At 69.3% G+C, this 23,223-nt stretch carries 24 protein-coding genes; 15 read left to right on the top strand and 9 right to left on the bottom strand.

Features of this window, described 5'->3' with window-relative positions:
• Nucleotides 1–1,165: trypsin-like serine protease (locus IE262_RS23400; RefSeq protein WP_189876265.1), on the bottom strand; the 1,165-nt coding region annotated here is incomplete at its 3' end.
• A 494-nt stretch (nt 1,166–1,659) separates the two neighbouring features.
• On the opposite strand from IE262_RS23400, the gene IE262_RS23405 reads away from it, so the two are divergent.
• Nucleotides 1,660–1,815, top strand: a complete 156-nt coding sequence (locus IE262_RS23405; RefSeq protein WP_189876268.1) for a hypothetical protein — start codon at nt 1,660–1,662, stop codon at nt 1,813–1,815.
• 279 nt (nt 1,816–2,094) lie between these two features.
• On the opposite strand, the gene IE262_RS39585 is transcribed toward IE262_RS23405, so the two are convergent.
• Nucleotides 2,095–2,754, bottom strand: a complete 660-nt coding sequence (locus tag IE262_RS39585) for an ATP-binding protein (RefSeq protein ID WP_229877418.1) — start codon at nt 2,752–2,754, stop codon at nt 2,095–2,097.
• A gap of 226 nt (nt 2,755–2,980) precedes the next feature.
• On the opposite strand from IE262_RS39585, the gene IE262_RS23415 reads away from it, so the two are divergent.
• From IE262_RS23415 to IE262_RS23465, 11 genes are all read left to right on the top strand, one after another.
• A complete protein-coding gene (locus IE262_RS23415; RefSeq protein ID WP_189876270.1) occupies nt 2,981–3,832 on the top strand; it encodes a helix-turn-helix domain-containing protein in 852 nt (283 codons plus the stop codon).
• Nucleotides 3,833–3,842: 10 nt separating this feature from the next.
• Nucleotides 3,843–4,031, top strand: a complete 189-nt coding sequence (locus IE262_RS23420) for a DUF397 domain-containing protein (protein WP_189876272.1) — start codon at nt 3,843–3,845, stop codon at nt 4,029–4,031.
• A gap of 280 nt (nt 4,032–4,311) precedes the next feature.
• Entirely contained in the window at nt 4,312–4,821 is a 510-nt protein-coding gene (locus IE262_RS23425) for a DUF6879 family protein (protein WP_189876274.1), read from the top strand.
• Between the two features lie 584 nt (nt 4,822–5,405).
• The gene (locus IE262_RS23430; RefSeq protein WP_229877420.1) at nt 5,406–5,543 is read left to right on the top strand and encodes a hypothetical protein; all 138 of its coding nucleotides are present in this window, start codon (nt 5,406–5,408) and stop codon (nt 5,541–5,543) included.
• Complete coding sequence (locus tag IE262_RS23435; protein ID WP_134033876.1) at nt 5,524–6,060, top strand: DUF6879 family protein; 537 nt, start codon at nt 5,524–5,526, stop codon at nt 6,058–6,060. Before IE262_RS23430 ends, IE262_RS23435 begins: the two co-directional genes overlap by 20 nt.
• Nucleotides 6,044–7,153, top strand: coding sequence for a helix-turn-helix domain-containing protein (locus IE262_RS23440; RefSeq protein WP_229877421.1), 1,110 nt, complete (start codon nt 6,044–6,046; stop codon nt 7,151–7,153). Before IE262_RS23435 ends, IE262_RS23440 begins: the two co-directional genes overlap by 17 nt.
• The gene (locus tag IE262_RS23445) at nt 7,153–7,407 is read left to right on the top strand and encodes a hypothetical protein (protein ID WP_189876276.1); all 255 of its coding nucleotides are present in this window, start codon (nt 7,153–7,155) and stop codon (nt 7,405–7,407) included. The genes IE262_RS23440 and IE262_RS23445 overlap by 1 nt, the downstream gene beginning before the upstream one ends.
• Before the next feature lie 106 nt (nt 7,408–7,513).
• Nucleotides 7,514–7,738 carry a DUF397 domain-containing protein gene (locus IE262_RS23450; protein WP_189876278.1) on the top strand — a complete coding sequence of 75 codons (225 nt, stop codon included), beginning with the start codon at nt 7,514–7,516 and terminating at the stop codon, nt 7,736–7,738.
• Nucleotides 7,739–7,837: 99 nt separating this feature from the next.
• Complete coding sequence (locus IE262_RS23455; protein ID WP_189876280.1) at nt 7,838–8,308, top strand: hypothetical protein; 471 nt, start codon at nt 7,838–7,840, stop codon at nt 8,306–8,308.
• A 126-nt stretch (nt 8,309–8,434) separates the two neighbouring features.
• Nucleotides 8,435–8,872: a hypothetical protein gene (locus IE262_RS23460; RefSeq protein ID WP_189876282.1), complete on the top strand. Its 438-nt coding sequence runs from the start codon at nt 8,435–8,437 to the stop codon at nt 8,870–8,872.
• 52 nt (nt 8,873–8,924) lie between these two features.
• Nucleotides 8,925–9,740 carry an SAM-dependent methyltransferase gene (locus IE262_RS23465; RefSeq protein WP_189876284.1) on the top strand — a complete coding sequence of 272 codons (816 nt, stop codon included), beginning with the start codon at nt 8,925–8,927 and terminating at the stop codon, nt 9,738–9,740.
• Between the two features lie 21 nt (nt 9,741–9,761).
• Here the strand turns inward: IE262_RS23465 and IE262_RS23470 are convergent, their stop codons facing one another.
• The 6 genes from IE262_RS23470 to IE262_RS23495 form a co-directional block, all read right to left on the bottom strand.
• A complete protein-coding gene (locus IE262_RS23470; RefSeq protein WP_189876286.1) occupies nt 9,762–11,243 on the bottom strand; it encodes an aldehyde dehydrogenase family protein in 1,482 nt (493 codons plus the stop codon).
• Nucleotides 11,240–12,970, bottom strand: a complete 1,731-nt coding sequence (locus IE262_RS23475) for an N-acyl-D-amino-acid deacylase family protein (RefSeq protein ID WP_134033850.1) — start codon at nt 12,968–12,970, stop codon at nt 11,240–11,242. The genes IE262_RS23470 and IE262_RS23475 overlap by 4 nt, the downstream gene beginning before the upstream one ends.
• A gap of 137 nt (nt 12,971–13,107) precedes the next feature.
• Complete coding sequence (locus IE262_RS23480; RefSeq protein ID WP_134033847.1) at nt 13,108–14,226, bottom strand: LLM class flavin-dependent oxidoreductase; 1,119 nt, start codon at nt 14,224–14,226, stop codon at nt 13,108–13,110.
• Between the two features lie 112 nt (nt 14,227–14,338).
• A complete protein-coding gene (locus tag IE262_RS23485) occupies nt 14,339–15,121 on the bottom strand; it encodes an SDR family NAD(P)-dependent oxidoreductase (protein WP_134033844.1) in 783 nt (260 codons plus the stop codon).
• Nucleotides 15,122–15,166: 45 nt separating this feature from the next.
• Entirely contained in the window at nt 15,167–16,075 is a 909-nt protein-coding gene (locus IE262_RS23490) for an LLM class F420-dependent oxidoreductase (protein ID WP_134033841.1), read from the bottom strand.
• Nucleotides 16,076–16,122: 47 nt separating this feature from the next.
• A complete protein-coding gene (locus IE262_RS23495) occupies nt 16,123–17,370 on the bottom strand; it encodes an amidohydrolase family protein (RefSeq protein WP_189876288.1) in 1,248 nt (415 codons plus the stop codon).
• 220 nt (nt 17,371–17,590) lie between these two features.
• On the opposite strand from IE262_RS23495, the gene afsR reads away from it, so the two are divergent.
• Both afsR and IE262_RS23505 read left to right on the top strand, forming a co-directional pair.
• Nucleotides 17,591–20,602: an SARP-family global regulator AfsR gene (gene afsR / locus IE262_RS23500; protein WP_189876290.1), complete on the top strand. Its 3,012-nt coding sequence runs from the start codon at nt 17,591–17,593 to the stop codon at nt 20,600–20,602.
• Nucleotides 20,603–20,818: 216 nt separating this feature from the next.
• Nucleotides 20,819–21,037, top strand: coding sequence for a hypothetical protein (locus IE262_RS23505; RefSeq protein WP_134033833.1), 219 nt, complete (start codon nt 20,819–20,821; stop codon nt 21,035–21,037).
• Nucleotides 21,038–21,146: 109 nt separating this feature from the next.
• On the opposite strand, the gene IE262_RS23510 is transcribed toward IE262_RS23505, so the two are convergent.
• On the bottom strand, nt 21,147–21,755 hold the full coding sequence (locus IE262_RS23510) for a TetR/AcrR family transcriptional regulator (protein WP_189876292.1): 609 nt from the start codon (nt 21,753–21,755) through the stop codon (nt 21,147–21,149).
• A gap of 91 nt (nt 21,756–21,846) precedes the next feature.
• On the opposite strand from IE262_RS23510, the gene IE262_RS23515 reads away from it, so the two are divergent.
• Nucleotides 21,847–22,593 carry an SDR family NAD(P)-dependent oxidoreductase gene (locus IE262_RS23515; protein ID WP_134033825.1) on the top strand — a complete coding sequence of 249 codons (747 nt, stop codon included), beginning with the start codon at nt 21,847–21,849 and terminating at the stop codon, nt 22,591–22,593.
• Nucleotides 22,594–23,223 lie beyond the last annotated feature (630 nt).

The following is a 23,223-nucleotide window of genomic DNA, read 5'->3' on the forward strand; positions in this document are numbered from 1 at the left end:
ACTCCTGCGCCGCACCCCCCAGCACCCGCCGCGACCCGACCCCCTCATCCAGACCGAAGTCGGCCTTACCGGTGAAGGTACTGCTGTCCAGCCACGCGGCGATGTTGTCGGTGCGGGCCGCGGTGGCACTGTCGCCCTGTCCGGACTGGCCCAGGCAGCCGGTGTGGTCAGCGAGGCTCTGCACCGCCGTGATACGGCCGTTCGCGTCGAGGACCGGACCGCCCGCGTCGCCCTTGCAGATCCGGCCGCCCGTCAGCGTTACGCTCGTCGCGCTGGTGCTGCTCTGGGTGACGTTGCTGTGGTGAGGGCCGGTGGGCACCCATGCCTTGTCGGTACGACCGTATCCGGCGGCGACCAGCGCCGCTCCATCGGCGGCCGCCCCTCCGGCGAGGGTGGCGGGGGCGACGTCGGTGAGCGGAGCGGCCAACCGGGCCAGCACCACGTCACGGTCATCACGCGGCACCAGGTAGTTGATCCTCACCGGGGCCTTGCCCGCGAAGACAGCCGTGGCCTCGCGCGTCGGCTCACCCGCCGGCACGGGCTTGGCCGGGTCGTCGGAGAAGCAACTGGCCGCGGTCAGTACCCAGGTCCTGTCGACCAGGGCACCACTGCACCCCCGGCCCTCCACCTGACCGGGCCTGCCCACGACGACACGGGCCAGCCACGGACGGGCCGAGTCGCCGGTCACCACCGCGGGCTTGCCCTCACCGACGCTGAGCTCCAGCACCGTGGACGTGAGAGCGGGATCGAGCCCCTCCCCCACCGACTTCCAGGTCCCGGGCTCAAGCTCGATCTCCTCGACCTTGCTCTCGTTGGTCCTGGGATCCTCCGTGCGCACCGTCGCCGTAACGCCGTCCCGGGAATCGGACTTCGCCAGGTAGGCCTTCTCGATCTCCAGAGCCAGATAGCCCACCGGCCCGGAGACCGCGAAACACACATCGCCGCTGCTACGACTGTTGATCCGCAACAGGTCACCAGCCCCTGAGGCGCAGTCGGCCAGCATGATGTTCCCGTCACCGGAGATGAGCTTCAGGCCCTTCTCGGCCAACAGCTTGTCCCGATCCGGGTAAGCGAAATCCTCGACCAGGGAGCCCGTCCCATCACCAGGCGCCGCCTGCGAAACACCGGCCATCGGACCGGTGCTCAGGCCCGTCGCCGCGGCCAACGCCGCAAGAGTCACAGCCGTCGGCCGCCAGGGCATGCCGCGCCGCACCATAAACGAACTCCCCCCATGAATGAACATTCAACGATCAGGCATGCCGCAAAGAGGTCGGGCACGCGTTGACCGGGTGTTACCGGACGGCGGGTCAGGCCGTCTGCCACAAAGCGCCACACACTTGACAAGTCTTAGCGTGAGCAACTCAACGGAGCCTCACCCATCACTCCACAATTGTCAAAGGAAATCCACAACCTTCACTCATGCCTCAGTCGTCCGTCGGCAGCCCGAGACAACGGCCGGGCACGTACAGGGCGTGGTCTTCATGGCACCGGACGGGGACGCCGTCGGGGGCACGCAGGGGTGTTTTATTGCAGGCCGCGAGGGCCGTGCCGTGTCGCCCAGACCGTGTCGTGCGGTTCGCCGATCACGTGGAGCAGTGCCGCATGATGGAGCGGTCATGTGGCGTTGGCCACAGGGCCGGTGTCGACGGATATCCGGAGTTGATCGCGATCTTCGGCTTGCACCCGCACCCGCAGGAGTTGGGTGGTCTGGGAGCACGGGGACAGGTCCTGCGCACCCTGCCCCGCTCCAACAGCGCCGTGGTGCGGCTGGTGAGGACGGATCTGCTGACGGTGCGTGGGGATCTGGAGGACTGAGGAGGAGCTACCCAGCGAGAGGTGTCGCGGCCCGCCGGGCCGCGTGCGATGACCGCCGAGGCGTCCCGGACCACTGCCCGCTCCCCCTCCGTGAGGTCGCCGTACGCCTTCCTGGCGGGCTCGGCCTCCTCCAGCGGGACCTCACTCATCCGCCGCCACCCCCGGAGCGGGCCTCTTCGAGGGCTGCCATGATCTCCGGCGAGTTCCTGATCCGGACCCGGTGGCGACAAGCCCTGACCACGGCGGCGGCACGCTCGAAGTCGTCCGTCGGGGAGGTCCCTATGGCCGCCGCCAGTTCCTCCTCGAAGCGCTCCCGGTCGCCGGGGAACCCGTACCGGCTGAGCACGCTACGCAGGTCGTCCACGGTCCGGATCTCCGGGAGGGCATGGCTCCCCAGCCGCGCCCACGCTGTGCGCTCATGGCCTGCCCCTGGTGAACGGGCATCGCTCCACCTCCCAGCATGGTGCCGGGCGTCCACGACGGGCACCGCACGCCGTCCCCCACGATCCGCGCCGCCCCGCACTGGGCCCACAACAGCTTCCCGCCCTTGGAAGCACCCCACTCCCACCCGGCGGACACCCCCAACGAGTCCGCACACGCCCGTACGAGGTGCAGCCCGCGACCGTGTTCGGCGTCTTGTTCCGGTACGGCGACCGAGGCACCCTCCTTGAAGGCGTCCGGGACGGTCGGATCGGCGTCCCACACCGCGACCACGAGCCGGTCGGGCTCCACGGACCGGATCCGCAGGGCGTACGGCCCCTCGGTGTGAGCGTGGGCGTTGGTGAGCAGCCCGGTGGCCAACAGCTCGGCCGTGGGCGCGAGTTCGGTCATTCCGTGTGCGGCCAGGACGAGCCTGAGCGTTCCTCGGGCGACGCCGGGAGCTCTGACGTCTCGGGGAAGGTGCAGGGTGTAGTTCCAGGGTGGGGATACGGTTGCCATGAAAGTCTCCGGTTACAGAGGGGAGTTGGACGGTTGGTCTGCGTTGTCTGCGTGCAGGGGTTGCCCAGTGACCGCGTCGCTCCGTCGAGCGGGGCACTTCTGGGCGGGGCGCCTGAGTACAAAGATAGGGCGCTCACAAATAACTTTTGCCAATTCCCCGAATACTTCGACAGACTTCCCTCCTGTGAGTGACAACCCAACTCGGTCTGGGGCGAAAGGAGTTCACATGGCCCCGAAGCCCGTCGCCTCGGCACGCCGCCTTCGGCTCGCCGTGGAACTGCGCAAAATGAGGGAACGATCGGGCATGACCGCGACCGAGGCAGCACGCACCCTCGGGGTCAGCCAGGGTCAACTCAGCAACATCGAGTCGGCCAGGTTCGGCGTCAGCCCTGACCGCCTCCGCGCGATGGCCCGTGCCTACGCGTGCTCGGACCAGGCCTTCGTTGAAGCCCTGGTCGATATCACGGAGGACAAGACTCGCGGCTGGTGGGAAACGTTCCGAGACGTCCTCCCTCCCGCCCTCATCAACATCGCCGAGCTGGAGCACCACGCCACCATGCTGTGGTCGGCGAACACAGCACACGTTCCTGGACTGCTTCAGACCACGGACCATGCCCGTGAGATCTTCCGGCAGGTCGTCCCCGAGTTCTCACGAGCGGACATCGAGCACCGGGTGAGCCATCGTCTTCGGCGCCAGGCGCTGCTGGACGGAGAGGCCTCGATCCCGTACCGCGCGATCATCCACGAGGCGGCCCTCCGCGTGCCGGTCGGCGGTGTCTCCGTCGCCAGGCGCCAGTTGGAACATCTTGTGGAGCAGAGCGAACGTGAACACATCACCATCCAGGTGATCCCGTTTGCCATCGGCGCGTACCCGGGAGCAGGGCAGAACATCCTCTACGCGTACGGCCTCGTTCCTCAGCTCGACACGATCTCGCTGGACCAGTCACACGGGCCTGTACTCCTGGACGCTGCCGCCCAGTTGGAGATGTACCGCATCCTCTTGAACCGCATGGAGCACGTGGCCCTGAAGCCGTCCAAGTCTCGCGACTTCATTCACGACCTCATCCGCGACCTGTAAAGGGGTACCAATGCCGACCCACACCTGGCAGAAGTCGTCCTACTGCGGGCAGGGCGAATCCTGCGTCCACATATCCGCCACCCGCACAAGCGTCCACCTCACCGAGAGCGCCGACCCCACCCAGGCCGTGCTCTCAGCAACACCCACCGCCTTCGGCGCCCTCCTCAATACTCTGAAAGCGAGCCCGAGCCTCGGCTGACGTACCCCAGACACCTCGTAGCGCCCGGCACTGCCCCTTTCCTTGGGATCATCCCCAACAACGCCAGGTAACGAGTCCCCGACGATCTGACTGGACGAGGACAGCGGTGACCTGCTGATCCAGTCGTACAAGGCCACGAATGCTGAGGTGAAAGCGTGCCAGGAGATCGGCTCGATCCCCGGTCACGGGACGGACGTTCCGGACCACGAGACGATCATCCGGCTCCCGAAAGTCGGGTTGCAGTACATCCCCCGGCCCGAAAGCGAGGGTGAGTCGAGCAGTGTCAGGGAAGTCGCTTGAGGAAGAGTGGGCCAGCGTTAAGAGGAGCGCTGTCCACCTGGAGATGAGGGACGGCTACATGCGGGACGATCCGGGGTTCATCGCCTGGCAGCAAGGGCGATTCGCCGATGCCGCCGCTGAGTATCAGGCATGGACGAAGCTCATGAAGCAAGCGACAGTGCGCGGGGTGGTTGTGCGTCGCGCACGGATCGTCAGCGAACCGCTGTCGGACTATTGCCGGTTCGAGTACGACGTGACCCGCCCGGTGAACGTCGCTGGGGGCGAACAGGTGCGCTGGCTGCCCCGGCGACACGCCTCTGACATTGCCCTGCCCGGTAACGACTTCTGGGTCTTCGACGGAATGTACGGGAAGTTCAACCACTTCACCGGCGAAGGGGCATCGGCGGGCCCGGAAGACTTCGATGAGGCGCGCGTGGTGAAGCTGTGCGCTGACGCGTTCGAGGCCGTTTGGGAACGGGCCATCCCCCATGAGGAGTACAAGCCCGCCTGATCCATGGCAGTTTCATCATCGTCCAGCGTCCAGGCGGCCCGGCAGGCTCTTGCGGATCGTCTCCGCGAGTTGTGCCGGGACGCCGGGCTGGAAGGTAAGCAGCTCGCTGCGGCGTGCGGGTGGCACCAGCAGCTCGCTGCGGCGTGTGGGTGACCCGCTCCAAGGCGTCCCGGACAGCCACCGCGAAGGCCTCACCGTCCGCCGAGGACATCCGCGCATGGTGCCGTTCCTGCGGTGCGGAGGTCCAACCTCTGTTCAACCGCCAGCAGTCCGCCACCTCTTGGGGTTTGGCCATGCTCACTTGCCGTTTCTGCCGTTCCGGAATGCTGTCGGTCATGCGCCGGCCACGTGACCAACCCTCCATACAGTGCAGCTCAGAGTGCATCTGCCCGTGACTCACGCCCACCGTTCTATGCGACTACGTGACTAGACGGCGGGCCGCCCTTGTAACTGAGGTAACACGGTCCGTAGCTTGCTCACCACCACAGACCGAAGGGGGCTCAGTGGACGAACTACGGATCATCGCTGGTGGGCCGTGCAGGAGCGACGGCGATGACAAGTGCGGGAACGGCGACTGCCCAACCGTGTACACGACGCCGGAACCCGGCATGCTGGCCATCCAGGGCTACGACGTGGCCCACCCGACGCCGACCGGTGAGTCGGTCGTACTCATCCCGGAAGAAATCCTGAAGGAGGCCGCCCGTGCCCGAGGATGGCTCTAGCCCCGTTTATCTGGACGGGGAGGAGTGGCAAGCGTACTTCCGCACCTTCAAGCACTCCGCGTTCCGGCTGGAAGTGCACCAGACGTACACCATGCCCGGAGAGGCGGAGGCAGTCCGCGCGTTCCTCGCAGGGGAGCCGAAGCCGGAGGACTTCAACGCGCCGTGGCACGAGACCATCCGGGTTCACGCGGCAGCGGGACGAACCATGACCCGCGCCAAGATCACCCGTAGGCCGCTCACGCCCTACAGCCGCTATCTCTTCGAGTGGTGCATTCCTGGAAATGTTGCGGCTGGAGAGGACTACCAAATCGTTGATTTGACCGACCGACCGAACCCCGGACTGCCTGAGCAAGATTTCTGGCTCTTCGACGAAACAACCGTCGTTCACCTCAACTACCGCCCCAATGGAACTCAGATCAATCGAGAGCTGATCCAGGGGCCGGACATCGGTAAGTATCTCGCCTGGCGGGATATCGCACTAGAGAGCGCCGTGCCGTTCAGTGCCTATCGAACCTGAAACGCGAGCCCGGGATCGGAAGGACTTGGCGGAGGCTCTTCGGGGTCTCCGTCGCGCTTCCGGCCTCAGCGGCGAACGTCTGGCGCTTCGCTGCAACATGAGCCAAACGAAGATCAGCCGCATTGAAACAGGAAGAGCACTGCCGACAGTTATTGACGTCGAACGCATCCTCAAAGCGCTAGCTGTGCCTGACGAGGTTGCCGAAGAGCTGCTCAGTTTGGCCCGAAGGGCGAATGTTGACTATGCGTCTTGGCGCACCCACGCGCGTGTCGGCCTCCACCACAAGCAAGCCGAACTACAGGCACTTGAGTCTTCGTCGCGGGTGATGCGGCACTTCCTGCCTGCCGTCCCCACCGGGCTCCTGCATGTTCGCGAGTACGCCGTCGAGACGCTTTCACCGACGGTGGCCAGTGACCCGGCCAGGGATGTTGCACGGGCTGTCCAGGCTCGTATGGACCGTCAGGCCATCTTGGACGACAGGTCACGTTCCTTCTGGTTCCTGATGACCGAGCAGGCCGTCAGGTGGCAGCGTGCCAGTACTGAGGCCATGGCGGCGCAGTGCGCCCATATGGCCGAGGTCAACAGGAAGCCCAACGTCGAGATTGGAATAGTCCACCAGGGTGTACAGATTCCCGGCACTCCCATGAACATCTTTGTCGTCTATGACGACCGCCTTGTGACCATTGAACTGTTCTCCGGGGAAGTGGTGTTGCGCGACCCCAGGGACATAACCCAGCACCTCAATTTGTTCGATCTCTTCTGGTCGCACGCTCTCACTGGCGATGAACGCTTCCGCATTTCTGGAGGAAGTCGCAGACGGGTTTATGCGTCATCGCAACTAGCACTCCACAAGGCCGTGTTGAGGCGCGAAGATGAGGTCATGGAGAGCGAACGAAAAACCGCGGAATCAGGGGACCTGACCTCAAGAGATACTCCCCTGACCGAACTGCCGCGCGAGCCATCCGCCGTGCCGGGCTGCGCCACGTGCCTGTCACTCGTCAACGCCAGACGGAATGCGCGTTCCACCGGTGACTACAGCTCCGTGTCCGACTGCAACGTGGAGCTTCGCGAGCACCAGGCGGAGGGCCACTGATGGACATGCAAACGTGGCGGAACAGCCGTAGCCGGGCGGACGACGCCACGAACGCACTGCGTGAAGCGCTGGCCGCTCTCGGCATTCCCGAGCGCGTACAGCAGCGCCTGCGGCCGACGGTCACTCACCGGGGGACGCCCCTCGTGTACCTGGGAATGATCCACGCTGAGCACATCGAGCAGATAGCGGAAGCGCTTCGTATCGCGGCCGAGGTACGGAGCCTCACAGCCGCTGCTCAAGAAGCCGGGTCGTAGCTCCGGGCATCAGGCGCCTTCGTCTCCGCCCTCCCACGAGACTCCCGCCCTGTATGGGCGGCGGCGGTCAGCCATGACCGCGATCAGTTGAGCTGGAGGTGCAGTGATGCTGAACGGAACCGACCTGTACGCACTCGACATCGACAGGGCCTCGTTCGTGAAGGCGTGTGGCGGCCCTTGTACCGAGGGGTGTGTGACCCTGGCCCGGATCGCCGACGACGCCTGGGCCCTCGGGGACAGCAAGCGGCCGGACGCCGAGCCGCTGCGGTTCACCACGGAGGAGCTGGACGCGGCCGGTATCGATCCGGCGCGGTTCGGTCTGTCCGTCTGATCCCCCTCCCCCCACCCGCCGGTCCCGGCCCGTGCACCTGCGTGGATCGGGACCGGCCGGTCTTTCGACACCAGGACCGACACCGAACGGGAACCAGCGGTGCACCATCACGGCTACCTGTGGACGGGCCCGAAAGAGCGTTTCGACAACGAGGCCCTACGGCGGCCCCCACATCCCGACCCGCCCCCGGCCGGAAGCAAACCGGAACTGATCCAGCGTTACCGCGAGGTGGCGGCGGAGTTCCCCACCGCTGACCTGCCTCCACTGGAAACGGCCTACTGGCTCATCAAGCCGCATTCCCTGATTCGAGGCACGTGGCATGAAGCGAAGGAAGCGGCGGCGTGGGTCGGGGACCGGTTGACCGAGTACGCGCCCCGGTTCGCCTCCGAGGCACAGCGGGACATCGTCCGGCTCGCCGTTCTCGTCAACTCTGCTGCGGAGCGGCTGGAGTCCGGAACTGATGTGACGCTGGGCTTCTACCTCGAACGACCCTCGTTTCTGTCCCTCTCGGTGGTGACGTGTTCCCCGAACCGTTCGAGACCTGAACTGGCCTGTCCTCTCAAGGGATGAGGTTCCGTCCCTTCTCACCGCGTGCACGGATCGTCAAACGACTGTGGTCTCTCAGTCAACAATCGGGCCGCGCTGTCGCACATCCTGATGCCCAGCAGGGGAACAGAGGATGACCACGGAGGGGACATGAACAAGGCAACTTCGAGGTTCGCCCGCGGCGCGCTCGCCGCCGTCGCGGCAGGCGGTCTGGTGCTCGGGCTGGCCGGCTCGGCGCACGCGTCGTCGAACGCGACGGCGTACGTGTACGGCCCCAACGGCGCCCGCCTGGGCGCGGCCTACTTCCAGGCCGACCCCTATGACATCCCCGACCCCAGCAGGCCCGACTACCCGGGCGACGCGATCAGGGCCTGCGACCAGGTGCCCGGGGACGGCTACGGCGTCCAGGCCCAGCTCGACATCGGCCGTGACAACACCATCGACCGCCGCGCGAACGGGACCGGCGCACAGTGCTCCGACTGGGCGACGGGCAACCTCGGCGAGGAGACACCGGTGCGGGTTCGCGCCTGCCAGATCCTGAACGGCACCGTGCGAGAGTGCGGCTCCTGGAGCAACGGGGTGTCCTGAACGGGCGGAAATTCGGCAGACACGCCCGCCACGCGCCCGCCATGATCCGCCCATGGATCGCCGACGCATCAGCGCCCTCGCCCACGCCGACCACCCCATCGCCGCGCCCCTGAGCGACACCTCCGTGGCCCGCCTCCTCGATCGCGCCCTGCGGGACGGGACCGAGCCGGACGGGGCCGTGCCGGACGGAGCCGAGCGAGACAGGGACGTACGAGACCGGGACGTGCGGATACTCGATCTCGGGTGCGGGGAAGCGGCCTGGCTGGTACGGGCCGTGGAGGGGCGGCCTGGGGTCAGGGCCCACGGGGTCGATCTGGACGCCGGCACCGTCGCCAGGGCCCGCGACGGGATCGCCGCGCGCGGGTTCGGTGACCGGGTCACCCTGTACGCCCAGGACGCCCGCGCGTTCGTCGCCGAGGAGCCGTTCGACGTGGTGCTCTGTGTCGGCGCGGCGCATGCCTTCGGTGGTCTCCTGCCCACCCTCGAAGCGGTCCGGCGCCATCTCGCCCCGGGCGGTACGGCCCTGATCGGCGACGCCTTCTGGGAGCGTGAGCCCCGTCAGGGCACGCTCGACGCCGGGTTCGAGGCCGACGACTACACCGACCTCGGGACGACCGTCGACAGGATCGTCGCGGACGGGTGGACGCCCGTGTACGGGCACATCAGCACCACCGAGGAGTGGGACGAGTACGAGTGGTCGTGGACCGGGTCCCTCTCCCGCTGGGCCCTCGACCATCCCGACGACCCGGACAGCGGCGAGGCGCTCAGGGCCGCCGCCGAGCACCGCTCCGGCTGGCTGCACGGCTACCGCCGCACCCTCGGCTTCGTCACGCTCGTACTGCGGCGAACGCCCGGCCGCGTGCGATGAGGGCCCGGCCCCACCGCAGCCTCACCCCGGCCACACCACCGCCTGCACCTCGCTGTACGCGTGCAGCGCGTACGAGCCCACGTCCCGCCCCACCCCGCTCTTCTTGAAGCCGCCGAACGGGGCCTCCATATTGCGGCCGACCGTGTTCACGCCCACTCCGCCGGCCCGCAGGCGCCGTGCGACCCGGAAGGCGCGGGCCACGTCGCCGGACCAGACGTAGTCGATGAGGCCGTAGTCGGAGTCGTTGGCCAGGGCCACGGCCTCCTCCTCGTCCTCGAAGGGGAGGACCACCACGACCGGGCCGAAGATCTCCTCGCGGACCACCCGCATGTCCGGGGTGCAGTCCGCGAGGAGGGTGGGGGCCACGTAGAAGCCGTGGTCCAGGGGCGGGCGTTCGCCGCCCGCGACCACCCTCGCGCCCTCCTTGCGGCCCAGTTCGACGTACGACTCCACGCGGTCCCGGTGGGCGGCCGAGATCACCGGGCCGACGATCGTGCCCGGGTCGCGCGGGTCGCCCACCGGCAACCGGCCCGCGTACGCCGCGAGGTGCGCGACCAGCGCGTCGTACACCCCGCGCTGGGCGAGCACCCGCGTGGGGGCCGTGCAGATCTGGCCGCTGTAGAACGAGAACGTCGTGCCGATGCCCGCCACCGCCGAGCCGAGGTCCGCGTCGTCGAAGACGACGGCCGCGCCCTTCCCGCCCAGCTCCATCAGCTGCCGTTTCATGCCCCGCCCGCACACCTCGGCGATGCGCTGTCCGACGGCCGTCGAGCCGGTGAAGCTCACCATGTCGACGTCGGGCGAGTCGACGGCCGCCTCACCCACCTCCGCACCGGAGCCGCTGACCACGTTCACGACGCCCGGCGGGGCGCCCGCCTCCTGGAGGGCCTCGGCCAGACGGTAGACGGACAGCGGGTCCTGGGGGGCGGGCTTCACGACCACCGTGTTGCCCATGGCCAGCGCGGGGGCGATCTTGCCGGCCGGGTTCGCCCACGGGTTGTTGTAGGAAGTGATGCAGGTGACGACGCCTACGGGCTGACGTATCGCCAGGGCGCCCGTCACGGCGGCCTTGCCCAGGGGGCCCGCCTCGTTGATCTGCGGCGGCAGGGGCTGTTCGACGGGTTCCAGCGCGCCTTTCGCGTACCGCCGGAAGCGGGAGGCGCCCACCGCCACCTGCATCGCCCGCGCCGTCCCGGTCGTCGCACCGCTCTCGGCCTGCGCGAGTCCGGCGTACGGCACGAGGTGGCGCTGGATCTGCTCCGCCGTACGGGCCAGGATCACCGCCCGCTCCTCGGGGGACGTGCGCGACCACGGCCCGAACGCCTCGCGGGCCGCGGCGGCGGCCTCGTGCACCTGATCCCGCGACGCCTCCGGCGCCCACCCGACGACCCCCTCGGTCGCCGGGTCGATCACCTCGTAGTGCCCGCCGTCCGGCTCGACCCACGCGCCGCCGATGAACAGCCGCTGCGGCCCGGACGATGGGGACGCCCCCGCGGAACTCACCTCGTACTCACCGTCCGCGTGTCCCGCCCGGAGCGCAACACCCTGCCCGGTACGGCACCCGTCACCACGTCGTCCCGGATCGCCTCGACGCCGTTGACCCAGACCGCCCGTACACCGATGGCCTTGGAGTCCAGCCGCGGGCTGTCTCCCGGCAGGTCGTGCACCAGGGTGGCCTTGCCGGCGTCGATACGCTCCGGGTCGAAGAGGACCAGGTCCGCATGGAAGCCCTCCTCCACCCGGCCCCGCTCCCGCAGACCGAACAGCTGCGCCGGGTCGTCCGTCAGCATCTTCACCGCCTGCTCCAGCGGCACCAGCTTCCGCCCGCGCAGACAGTCACCGATGAAGCGCGTGGTGTACGGGGCGCCGCACATGCGGTCCAGGTGCGCGCCCGCGTCCGAGCCGCCCAGCATGACGTCCTCGTGCCGCCAGGTCTCGGAGCGCAGGGCCCAGGAGTCGGGGTCGTTGTCGGTGGGCATGGGCCACAGGACCGTACGGAGGTCGTCCGCCGCACAGATCTCCACCAGGCACTCGAAGGGTTCCTGGCCGCGTTCGGCCGCGATGTCCCGTACGACACGGCCGGTCAGGCCCTCGTTGGCCGCGCTGTAGGTGTCCCCGATGACGTACCGCCCGAAGTTGGTCAGCCGCCGCAGGACACCCGCCTCCTTGGAGTGGGCGCCCTTCAGCATCTCGGCCCGCACCTCTGGGTCGCGCAGCCTGGCGATCCTCTCCGGGACGGGCAGACTCAGGATCGGCCCCCATCCCGGGATCAGGTTCAGCGCGCAGAACGTGCCCAGCGACATGTTCATGGGCGTGAGGATCGGCATGGTCAGCGCGACGATCCGGCCGCCGGCCTTGCGGGCGCGCTCGCTGGCGAGGAGCTGCCGCGGTACGCGCTCGGGGACCGCCGCGTCGATCGTCAGCACGTTCCAGTTCAGGGGGCGGCCGGCGGCCGAGGTCATCTCCACGAAGAGGTCGATCTCCTCGTCGCTGAACTGGTCCAGGCAGCCCGCCACGATCGCCTCGATCTGGGTGCCCTCGTACTCACCGACGGCCCGCGAGAGCGCCAGCAGCTCGGCGGGCTTCGCATGCCGCGACGCGACCGGCTTCCCGTCGCCGTCGGAGTGCGAGCGCGACTGGGTGGTGGACAGCCCCCAGGCGCCCGCCTCCATCGCCTCGCCCAACAGCCGTACCATCGCGTCGAGTTGCTCCGCCGACGGCTGCCCACCCACCGCGTCCGGACCCATGACGTACCGCCGCAGCGCACAGTGCCCCACCATGAAGCCCGCGTTGACGGCGATACGGCCCTCCAGGGCGTCCAGGTAGTCCCCGAAGGTGTGCCAGCTCCAGGGCGCGCCCTCCTCCAGGGCGACCAGCGACATGCCCTCGACCTTGGACATCATGCGACGGGTGTAGTCGGCGTCCTCGGGGCGGGAGGGGTTGAGCGGGGCGAGCGTGAATCCGCAGTTCCCGCCCGCGACCGTGGTCACCCCGTGGTTCAGGGAGGGGGTGGCGTACGGGTCCCAGAACAGCTGGGCGTCGTAGTGCGTGTGCGGGTCGACGAAGCCGGGGGCGAGGACGAGACCGCTCGCGTCCTCGACCGTGCGGGACTCCTCGGTGACGGACCCGACGACGGCGATCCGCCCGTCGCGTATCCCCACGTCGGCGGTGTACGCGGGAGCGCCGGTGCCGTCGACAACGGTCGCACCTTTGATGACGTGGTCGAGCATGACGCACATACCTCCTCGGGCGCCTGATCAAAGTGCGGTGCGTGCACGCCCCTGAAAGGGGCGCGGGACTGTATCGATATGCGGCTCCGCCGCGTGGGCGCGAGCAACCACAACCAACCCGCAGCCGCCAACCAACCTCAGGCAGCCCCCCGGAACCGCGACGTCCGATGAACCGGATCCGTATCGATCTTCGGAATCACGTGCTCCCCGACCAACCTGATCGTCTGCAACGTGTCCTCCCGCGAGATCCCCACCGGCAGCCCGAAGCTCAACTGATCCGCCCCGGCCTGCTCCCACCGCTTGCACTGCGTGAGCACCTCGTCCGGATCACCGCAGATCAACAGCTCCTCGGCGATCAGCAGTTCGATGATCTCCTCGGTGTACTCGGGCAGCGTCTCGGGCCACACCGGGAAGCCCTCGGGCCGCGGGAACGTGTCGTGGTACCGGAAGACGAGCGAGGGCAGATAGTGCAGCCCCCCGCCGGCGGCGATCCGCACCGCCTCCGCGTGCGTCGGCGCGCAGATCGCGGTCGACGTCACCATGACGTTGTCGTTGACGAAGGCGCCGATCGGTTCGGCGTCCACGATCGCCGTCTTGTACTGCTCCAGCACCCACTCCATGTCGGAGACCTTCTGCACGCTGAAGCCGAGCACGCCCAGGCCCTTGCGGGCGGCCATGGCGTACGAGGGCGGGGAGCCGGCCGCGTACCACATCGCCGGGTGCGCCTTCCCGTACGGCTTCGGCAGCACCTTGCGCGGCGGGAGCGACCAGTGCTTGCCCTGGAACCCGGTGTACTCCTCCTGGAGCCACATCTTCGGGAACTCGGCGATGGTCTCTTCCCAGATCTCCTTGGTGTAGTTCATGTCGGTGACGCCGGGGATGAAGCCGAGGATCTCGTGACTGCCCGCGCCCCGCCCGCTGCCGAACTCGAAACGGTTCTCACTGAGGTGGTCCAGCATGGCCACCTTCTCGGCGACCTTCACCGGGTGGTTGACCTGGGCGAGGGGATTGAAGATGCCGGAGCCGAGGTGGATGCGCTCGGTGGCGTGCGCCAGATACCCCAGGAAGACGTCGTTGGCGGAGAGGTGGGAGTACTCCTCCAGGAAGTGGTGTTCGGACGCCCAGGCGTACTTGAAGCCGGACTTGTCCGCCTGGATGACGTACTCGGTCTCCTCCATCAGCGCCTTGTGCTCCGCGAGCGGGTCGGTCTCGGCCCGCTTGCCCACGTATCCCTGTACAAAGACCCCGAATTCCAAGGAGATTCACCGTCCCCAGTTCAGCTTCCCGTTTCCTGACACATCGTCAGGTTCAGCAGTATGCCGCCGACTGTGGCACCGCACGCACGCACCGTCAATAGCTGACGGGGTGTCAGACGACACTGACGCCGGCCAGCCAGCCCCCGTCGATCACGAACGGCTGCCCGGTGATGTAGGAGGAGTCGTCGCAGGTGAGGAAGAGCGCGAGCCGGGCCACCTCCTCGGGCTTTCCGACCCGCCCGAGCGGCACGAGCTTGCGGTAGTACTCATCGAGGGCCTTCGCCGCCTTCTCGGGGTCGGCGTCCGGGTCGAGCTGCGCCGGATTGGTCATGGCGGTGTCGATGGCGCCCGGACAGACGGCGTTGACCCGTATCCCCTTCCCGGCCAGCTCCAGCGCCGCCACCCTCGTCAGCCCGACGATCGCGTGCTTGGTCGCGCTGTAGGCGCCCACGTACGCCATGCCGGTCACTCCCGTGTACGAGGCGGTGTTGACGATCGTGCCGCCGCCCGCCGCCGCGATCTCCGGAGCGAGGGTCCTGATGCCCAGGAACACCCCCACCTGGTTCACCTGCACGACCTGCTGGAACTCCTCCAGGGGTGTGTTGACCAGCTTGTTGAAGCGCAGGATGCCGGCGTTGTTGACGAGCCCGTCGATCCGCCCGTACGCGCCCTTGGCGACGGCCACGGCGGCCCGCCAGTCGTCCTCACGACGCACATCGAGGTGCACGTACAGCGCACCCGCACCCAGCTCCTTCGCGAGCGCCTCACCCTTGTCATCGAGCACGTCGGCCACGACGACCTTCGCGCCTTCCGCCGCGAACAGGCGGGCCTCCTGCTCCCCCTGGCCGCGTGCCGCGCCGGTGACGAGGACGACACGGCCGTCCAGCTTGCCCATGGCCACTCCTTACGGATCGGATGACAGATCGGGGTACGAACCGGGTCACGGGCCGAGCAGGGGCGCCACCTCGGCACCGAACGCGGTCATCTGGTCGATGAGTTCGCCGAGGCCGCGGCTGCGGAACCGCACCTGGATCTGGTCCACGCCCATCGCCCGGTAGGCCCGCAGCGACTCGGCGAGCACGTCGGGGGTGCCCGTGAGGGTGCGCCGCCCGACGTCCCAGCCCGGCGCCCCCACGTACAGGGGTTCGGTGATGGCGCCGACGGTGAACGGGCCCTCGGCCCCCGCCTGCTCGCGCAGGTCCCGGAGCCTGGCTATCTGCCCCGGCAGCCGGTCGCGCGGGTCGCCCTGCGGGAGCCAGCCGTCCCCGCGTACGGCGGCCCGTCGCACGGCGGCCGGTGAGGAACCCCCCACCCAGACGGGCACATGGCGCTGGGCGGGCCGCGGGCGCTGGCCGAGCCCCTCGAAGTCGTACGCCTTCCCGTGGTGGGCCGGGAACTCCTCCGGGCCGAGGGCGGCCCGGAGCGCGTCGACGCACTCGTCCAGGAGGGCACCCCGGGCGGCGAAGTCGACGCCCAGCACCTCGAACTCCTCCCGTACGTGCCCGGCGCCGACGCCGAGGATCAGCCGCCCTCCGGAGAGGTGGTCGAGGGTCGCGTACTGCTTGGCGGTGAGGAGGGGGTGCCGGAGCCCGACGACCGCGACATGGCTGAGCAGCCGTACGCGCTCGGTGACCGCGGCGAGGAAGGCGAGCGTGGCGACCGGGTCGTACCAGACGGTGCTCATCGCGGCCGCGAGGCGGCGCGGGATGGCGACGTGGTCGCAGCTCGCGAGGTACGCGAAGCCGCAGCGGTCGGCGGTGCGGGCGATCTCGGCCAGGTCGTCCGGCCCGGCGCCGGCCTCCCACGGCTCGGCGTAGAGGGTGGACTGGGACTGGACGGGAAGCTGCATCCCGTACAGCAGGGGTTTACGACAGGGCCGCCGCTGTTTCGGGGCGCTCACGAGGTACCGCCCCCCGGTCCGGGCCACAGACCGTCGTCCGTCAGCCCCAGCAGGTCGATGGCGTTGCGCCGGACGATCCGGTCGACCACGTCCGGGTCCAGGTGGCCCATCTGGGACTCGCCGACCTGGCGGGACTCGGGCCAGGTGGAGTCGGAGTGGGGGTAGTCGGTCTCGTACAGCACGTTGCCGACCCCGATGGAGTCCAGGTTGCGCAGCCCGAAGGCGTCGTCGAAGAAACAGCCGTACACGTGCTCGGCGAACAGCTCGGACGGCGGCCGGTGCACCTTGTCGGCGACACCGCCCCAGCCGCGGTTCTCCTCCCAGACGACGTCCGCGCGCTCCAGGATGTACGGAATCCAGCCGATCTGGCCCTCGGCGTACATGACCTTCAGGTTCGGGAAGCGTTCGAACTTGCCGCTCATCAGCCAGTCGACCATCGAGAAGCAGCAGTTGGCGAAGGTGATGGTGGAGCCGACGGCGGGCGGCGCGTCGGCGGATGTCGACGGCATCTTGCTGCTCGAACCGATGTGCATGGCGATCACGGTGCCGGTCTCGTCGCAGGCGGCGAGGAAGGGGTCCCAGTCCTCGGTGTGCACGGAGGGCAGGCCGAGATGCGGCGGGATCTCGGAGAACGCGACGGCGCGCACCCCGCGTGCGGCGTTGCGGCGGACCTCGGCGGCGGCCAGTTCGGCGTCCCAGAGGGGGATGAGGGTGAGCGGGACGAGGCGGCCCTGGGCGTCGGGCCCACACCATTCCTCCACCATCCAGTCGTTGTAGGCCCGGACCCCGAGCAACCCCAGTTCGCGGTCCTGCGCCTCGGTGAAGGTCTGGCCGCAGAAGCGGGGGAAGGTGGGGAAGCACACGGCCGACTGCACGTGGTTGACGTCCATGTCGGCGAGGCGCTGCTTGACGTCGTACGAGCCGGGGCGCATCTGCTCGTAGGTGATGACCTCCAGCCTGATCTCGTCCCGGTCGAACCCGACGGCGGTGTCGAGGCGGGTGAGGGGCCGGTGCAGGTCCTCGTACACCCACCAGTCGCCGACGGGGCCGTCGTCGCCGGGGGCGCCCATGACCGGGGCGAACTTCCCGCCCAGGAAGGTCATTTCCCTCAGGGGCGCGCGGACTATACGGGGGCCGATGTCCCGGTACTTCCTCGGCAGGCGGTCCTGCCAGACGTTCGGGGGCTCCACCGTGTGGTCGTCGACGGAGATGATCTTCGGGAAGGGGGTGCCCATGGTGTCCATACGGGGCACGGTAGCGCTGATCTGACGATGCGTCAGCTACCGTGCCGCATGGCCGAACCCCGTCCTGGACGTGACCGGATCACGTACGACCGCACGAGGAGAGGGTGTGTAAACGTTGTGCCGTCCCGTGTGACGGCCTGTGATCAGTGCCCCCCATGGCTGACGCATCCGCCATGAACAAGGCAAACTGGCCTAGGTGTCAGGAGACCAGGGGGCAGCGATGGACGACGTTGTACCGCGAGCACCTGAGCAGCGCGGCCCTGAGGACGCACGGCAACCCGCTGCCGAGGCGTCCGCGGCGCTGCGCTTCAGCGTGCTCGGCCCGGTGCGCGCCTGGCGCGGTGCGCAGCCCCTGCCCACCGGTTCGCCACAGCAGCGCGCCCTGCTGGCTGCCCTGCTGCTGCGCGAGGGCCGTACGGCCACGGCGGGCGAGCTGATCGACGCGCTGTGGGGCGACGACCCGCCGTCCCAGGCCCTGGCCGCCGTCCGCACCTACGCCTCACGTCTGCGCAAGGTCCTCTCCCCCGGCGTACTGATCAGCGAGTCGGGCGGCTACGCCATCCGCCTCGCCGACCAGCACACCGGGTCCTCCGGTTCCTCCGACATGAGCGGTTCCCTCGACCTGTCCCTGGCCCAGGAGCTGGCGGCCGACGCGGAGAAGGCGAGGGCGACCGGAGACCTCTGCCACGCCCGCGCGCTGCTGAACAAGGCGCTGAGCCTGTGGGACGGCGAGGTCCTGGCGAGCGTCCCGGGCCCGTACGCGGAGACCCAGCGGGCACGGCTGGACGAGTGGCGCCTCCAACTCGTCGAGACCCGCATGGACATGGACCTCGAACAGGGCTACCACGCGGGGGCGGTCTCGGAGCTCACGGCCCTGACCGCGGCACACCCCCTCCGGGAACGCCTGCGCGAACTGCTCATGCTGGCCCTGTACCGCAGCGGGCGCCAGGCCGAGGCCCTCGCCGTGTACGCGGACACCCGGCGACTACTGGCGGACGAGCTGGGCGTGGACCCGCGCCCCGGGCTGAAGGAACTCCAGCAACGCATCCTCCAGGCGGACCCCGCCCTGGCGGAACCCTCGGCCCCGCTGACCCCGGAGCCCGCCGCCGCCCCCGTCCGCCCGGCCCAACTCCCCGCCACCGTCCCGGACTTCACCGGCCGGACCTCCTTCGTCTCCGAACTGAGCGAGGTCCTCGCGTCGGCATCGGCGGCCGAGGGCCGCGTCATGGCCGTGTCCGCGCTGGCGGGCATAGGTGGCGTGGGCAAGACGACGCTGGCGGTCCATGTCGCCCACCAGGCGCGGGGAGCCTTCCCCGACGGACAGCTGTACGTGGACCTCCAGGGAGCGGGCACACGGGCCGCGGAACCCGAAACAGTCCTGGGCGCCTTCCTGCGCGCCCTGGGCACCGCCGACGAGGCCATCCCGGACTCCCTGGAGGAGCGGGCGGCCCTGTACCGCTCGGTCCTGGACGGCCGCCGCGTCCTCGTCCTCCTGGACAACGCCCGGGACGCGGCCCAGGTACGGCCCCTGCTGCCCGGCACGGAGGGCTGCGCGGCGCTGGTGACCTCCCGGGTACGGATGGTGGACCTGGCCGGGGCGCAGCTGGTCGACCTGGACGTGATGTCCCCCGAAGAGGCCCTGCAACTGTTTACGAAGATCGTGGGCGAGGAGCGGGTGGCCTCGGAGCGGGAGGCGGCCCTGGACGTGGTCGCGGCGTGTGGTTTCCTCCCGCTGGCGATCCGCATCGCCGCGTCCCGCCTGGCGGCGCGCCGCACCTGGACGGTCTCGGTGCTCGCGGCGAAGCTGGCGGACGAGCGGCGCAGGCTGGACGAGCTCCAGGCCGGGGACCTGGCGGTGAAGGCGACGTTCGAGCTGGGGTACGGGGCGCTGGAGCCACCGCAGGCCCGCGCCTTCCGGCTGCTCGGCCTGGCCGACGGCCCGGACATCTCGCTGGCGGCGGCCGCGGCCGTACTGGACCTGCCGGTGAGCGAGACCGAGGACTTGCTGGAGTCCCTGGTCGACACCTCCCTGGTGGAGTCGGCGGCGCCGGGGCGCTACCGCTTCCACGATCTGGTGCGCCTCTACGCGCGTGCCTGCGCGGAGCGGGACGAGCAGCCTCCGGGTGAGCGGGATGCGGCGTTGTCGCGGTTGCTGGACTTCTATCTGGCTACGGCGGCCGGGGTGTACGCGATCGAACGGCCGGGGGATCGGCTGGTGGACGACCTGGAGGGGACGGAGTACGGGGGGCTGCGGTTCACCGTCGGTTCCGCGGCCCTGGACTGGCTGTACAGCGAGGCCGCGCCCCTGCTGGCCTGCGTACGGCAGTCGGCGGGGACGGAGCGGCTGCGGCGGGCGGTGGATCTGCTGTGGGCGTCCAAGGACCTCACCGAGTCGGGCGCCAACTCCCACCAGTACGAGACAACCGCACGGGCGATGTGCGAGGCCACGCGGGCGTCCGGGGACGCCCGGGCGGAGGGCAGGGCACGGACGGTCCTCACCGACGTCCTCCTGGTGTCCGGCCGCATCGAGCAGGCGGAGGAGGAGGCGCGGCTCGCCATGGAGCTGGCGGACTCGGCGCAGGACACGACCGCCGCCAGTTGGGGGGCCAACAACCGGGGCCTCATCTGCCTGCACCAGGGCCGGTACGCGGACGCCAAGCCCTTCTTCGACCAGGCGATCGCGGGTCTGCGGGCGGCCGGCAACCGGCCTTTCGAGGCGACCAGTCTGTGCAACCTCTCGCGTGCCCACCTGGGCATGGGGAGCATCGCGAAGGCGGTCGAGTTCGCCAAGCGTGGTGTCGCCATCCACGCCGAGTTCGGGCGCACGGTGCGCCTCGCCAACAGCCACTACGCCGTGGGCATTGCTCTGAACCGGGCCGACCGGCACACAGAGGCGCTCGGTCAGTTCTCCGAAGCCCTGGGCATCCTCAGCGACCACCGGCAACGGCTCTGGGAGGGCACGACCCACTTCCGTATCGCCGAGGTGCACCTGGCCGCCCGTCGCCCCCCGCAGGCAGCCCAGCACGCCGAGCAGGCCCTCGCCCTCGGCTGCATCGGCGGCGACCGGATGCGGGGTAACGTCCTGACGCTCCTGGGACGTGCGCTGTCCGTACTGGGTCAGGTGGACCGGGCCAGGGCCTGCTGGCGTGACGCGCTGAGCCTTTACGAACAGAACGGGGCCGAGGAGGCCGACGTGGTGCGTGCGCTGCTGACGCCCGCCAAGGCGGCGTGAACGACGCCACTCCCGGCAGTCGGTTGCGGACGTTCAGCATTCGTTTATCTCCACCTGGCACTCTCTTATCTGTCACACCGTCGCGTCGGGGGGCAGGCGGTCTGATCAGGAGCCCGACCAGTTAAGGTGCGGCTCCGAACGCCCGTCCAGCGGCCCTCGGGGGAGCTTCTGGACGGGCGTTCCTCACTCGTCACCACAGCAGAGGAAGTCAAGCGCATGACGGACAAGAAGAAGGACGTGGAGACCGCCCAGGGGGACGTCCAGACCGCGGACGAGAACATCACCACGCTCGACAACCCGATGCCCACGCCGAAGCCGACGGCGGATCCGGACGTCACCACGCTCGACAACCCGATGCCCACGCCGAAGCCGAACGTCACCACGATGGACAACCCCATGCCGGCCCCGCCCGCCCTGAAGCTGGACGGCAAGTAAAGACCTTCATCCCAACGGGGATCGGCCGCGGCGGCGCGGAGGGGGAGCCGCCGCGGCCGAGGCATGTCCGTACCCACCCTGGCGCGAGACGCTCCCGCAGGCACTGCTCTCAGACGGGTGGCCAGTTTCGCAGCGACGCGTCGGCAACCTGCTGGAGTTCGGAGCGGGTGGCGCCGCCGGCAGCCTGGACGGCGATGCCGTTTGCCACGGTCATGAGGTATCGGGCGAGCAGTTCCGGGTCCGCGCCCGGAGGCAGATCACCCTCGTCGACAGCCCGCTGGAACCGGTGGCGGAGGCGGGCGCGGGCGTCGTCGCGCCAGGCGATCAGGGCGTCCTGGGCGACCCGTCCGGAGTCGCCGGAGGCCAGCGAGCCCTGCACACCCAGGCATCCGGCGGGGCAGTCGGGGCGGGTCGTCGTGCTGACGGAGCCGGCGAGGAACGCTGTGGCCACCTCCCGGGCGCTCGGCTTCTCCAGCGCGCGGGCCGCATAGGCGGCGGGGCCTTCGGTGTAGCGCTCCAGGGCCTTGCGGAACAACTCCTCCTTGTTGCCGAAGGCCGCGTACATGCTCTTGCGGGTGATGCCCATGGCACTGGTCAGGTCGGTCAGGCTGGCGCCTTCGTAGCCCTGCTCCCAGAAGACCAACATCGCCCGCTCCAGGGCCTCGTCGGCGTCGAAGCCTCTCGGCCGGCCGATCGGCGCTTTCCGGGTGTTCTCCACGGCCCCATCCTATCGGCTCGATACCGATCGGTGCAGAAGTGCTACGGTTCTTTCTGCACCGATCGGTATCTAAGTCTCGGAGGTTCAAGCAATGGGACAGCTGGAAGGCAAGACCGCCGTCGTCACCGGCGGGAGCACAGGAATCGGCCTGGCCACCGCCGCGCGACTGGCGTCCGACGGCGCCCATGTGTTCATCACCGGCCGACGCAAGGACGCGCTCGACAGGGCCGTCGAGTCGATCGGTTCAGCAGTCACGGCGGTGCCGGGCGACATATCGGAGCCGGCTGACCTGGACCGGCTGTACGACGCGATCCGTGACCGAGGGCGGGGCCTGGACGTGCTCTTCGCCAACGCGGGTGGGGCCACGCTCGCACCACTGGCGCAGGCCACCGGGGAACAGTTCGACCAGATCTTCGGCATCAACGTCCGGGGCACACTGCTCACCGTGCAGAAGGCGCTGCCGCTGCTCAACGACGGCGCCTCGGTGATCTTCAACGACTCCATCCGCGCCGACGACGGCCGGGAGAACTTCGGCCTGTACGCGGCGTCGAAGGCCGCGGTCCGGTCCCTCGCGCGCACCTGGGCCAACGAGTTGAAGGGCAGGGGCATCCGGGTCAACACGGTCGCGCCGGGCGCGATCGACACCCCGGGAGTCGACATCGCCATCGGCGAGGAGAACGCGGCCGCCGTCAAGGCGGAACTCGCGGCGGGAGTGCCGATCGGCCGGAGGGGGCGCCCGGAGGAGGTCGCCGCCGCCGTGGCCTTCCTCGCCTCCGCGGACAGCAGCTTCATGCTCGGCACCACCTTGCACGTCAACGGCGGCGAGAACCAGTTCTGACCCCACCACGCGGAGCCCCGGCCTGTCGCGGGCGAGTCGCCGCCCGCGGCAGTCCGACGGAGCTCGCCTCTGGTGGGCCGGAGCCGACAGGCACCGTGGGGGCCGCCCGCTTCTTGGCCAGTGTCGTGCTTCCGCGACCCGAGTAAAGGGCGCTCCGCTGTCGCTCCGCGTCGCCTTCGGCGATGGCCCTGCGGGCCACCCTTGACTCGGCTCGCTCCAGCACGGGGAAGAAGCGAGCGGGCAGCCCGGAAAGGCGGGGGCCCAGCGAGTTTGCGCTTGAACTGGGGCGAGAAGTGGACCGAGGCGGACGGGCGCGACCGCGTCTCGCATGCACGCCGGGCGGGTTTGGCGGCTCACGGCCGGCGAGAGCGGGGCGCGGCAGCGGACCGGGGGCACGCCGGGCGAGTTTGGCGGCCAACGGCCGGCGAGAGCGGGGCGCGGCAGCGGACCGGGGGCACGCCGGGCGAGTTTGGCGGCCAACGGCCGGCGAGAGCGGGGCGCGGCAGCGGACCGAGGGCACGCCGGGCGAGTTTGGCGGCCAACGCCCGTCACCAAGAGGGCCACACCACCCGCCGCACAGCCGCGATCCCGTCCCCAAGGAGCACCCGCACATCCCCGCAATGGGTAATT

The organism is Streptomyces bluensis (assembly GCF_014650715.1).
GTDB classification, from domain to species: Bacteria; Actinomycetota; Actinomycetes; order Streptomycetales; family Streptomycetaceae; genus Streptomyces; species Streptomyces bluensis.

Bases quoted from the DNA above. Each gene is read 5' to 3' on its own strand.
- IE262_RS39585 (WP_229877418.1), bottom strand. From the start codon at position 2,754: ATGGCAACCGTATCCCCACCCTGGAACTACACCCTGCACCTTCCCCGA.
- IE262_RS23415 (WP_189876270.1), top strand. From the start codon at position 2,981: ATGGCCCCGAAGCCCGTCGCCTCGGCACGCCGCCTTCGGCTCGCCGTG.
- IE262_RS23420 (WP_189876272.1), top strand. From the start codon at position 3,843: ATGCCGACCCACACCTGGCAGAAGTCGTCCTACTGCGGGCAGGGCGAA.
- IE262_RS23445 (WP_189876276.1), top strand. From the start codon at position 7,153: ATGGACATGCAAACGTGGCGGAACAGCCGTAGCCGGGCGGACGACGCC.
- IE262_RS23450 (WP_189876278.1), top strand. From the start codon at position 7,514: ATGCTGAACGGAACCGACCTGTACGCACTCGACATCGACAGGGCCTCG.
- IE262_RS23460 (WP_189876282.1), top strand. From the start codon at position 8,435: ATGAACAAGGCAACTTCGAGGTTCGCCCGCGGCGCGCTCGCCGCCGTC.
- IE262_RS23465 (WP_189876284.1), top strand. From the start codon at position 8,925: ATGGATCGCCGACGCATCAGCGCCCTCGCCCACGCCGACCACCCCATC.
- IE262_RS23475 (WP_134033850.1), bottom strand. From the start codon at position 12,970: ATGCTCGACCACGTCATCAAAGGTGCGACCGTTGTCGACGGCACCGGC.
- IE262_RS23485 (WP_134033844.1), bottom strand. From the start codon at position 15,121: ATGGGCAAGCTGGACGGCCGTGTCGTCCTCGTCACCGGCGCGGCACGC.
- IE262_RS23490 (WP_134033841.1), bottom strand. From the start codon at position 16,075: ATGCAGCTTCCCGTCCAGTCCCAGTCCACCCTCTACGCCGAGCCGTGG.
- IE262_RS23495 (WP_189876288.1), bottom strand. From the start codon at position 17,370: ATGGACACCATGGGCACCCCCTTCCCGAAGATCATCTCCGTCGACGAC.
- afsR (WP_189876290.1), top strand. From the start codon at position 17,591: ATGGACGACGTTGTACCGCGAGCACCTGAGCAGCGCGGCCCTGAGGAC.
- IE262_RS23505 (WP_134033833.1), top strand. From the start codon at position 20,819: ATGACGGACAAGAAGAAGGACGTGGAGACCGCCCAGGGGGACGTCCAG.
- IE262_RS23515 (WP_134033825.1), top strand. From the start codon at position 21,847: ATGGGACAGCTGGAAGGCAAGACCGCCGTCGTCACCGGCGGGAGCACA.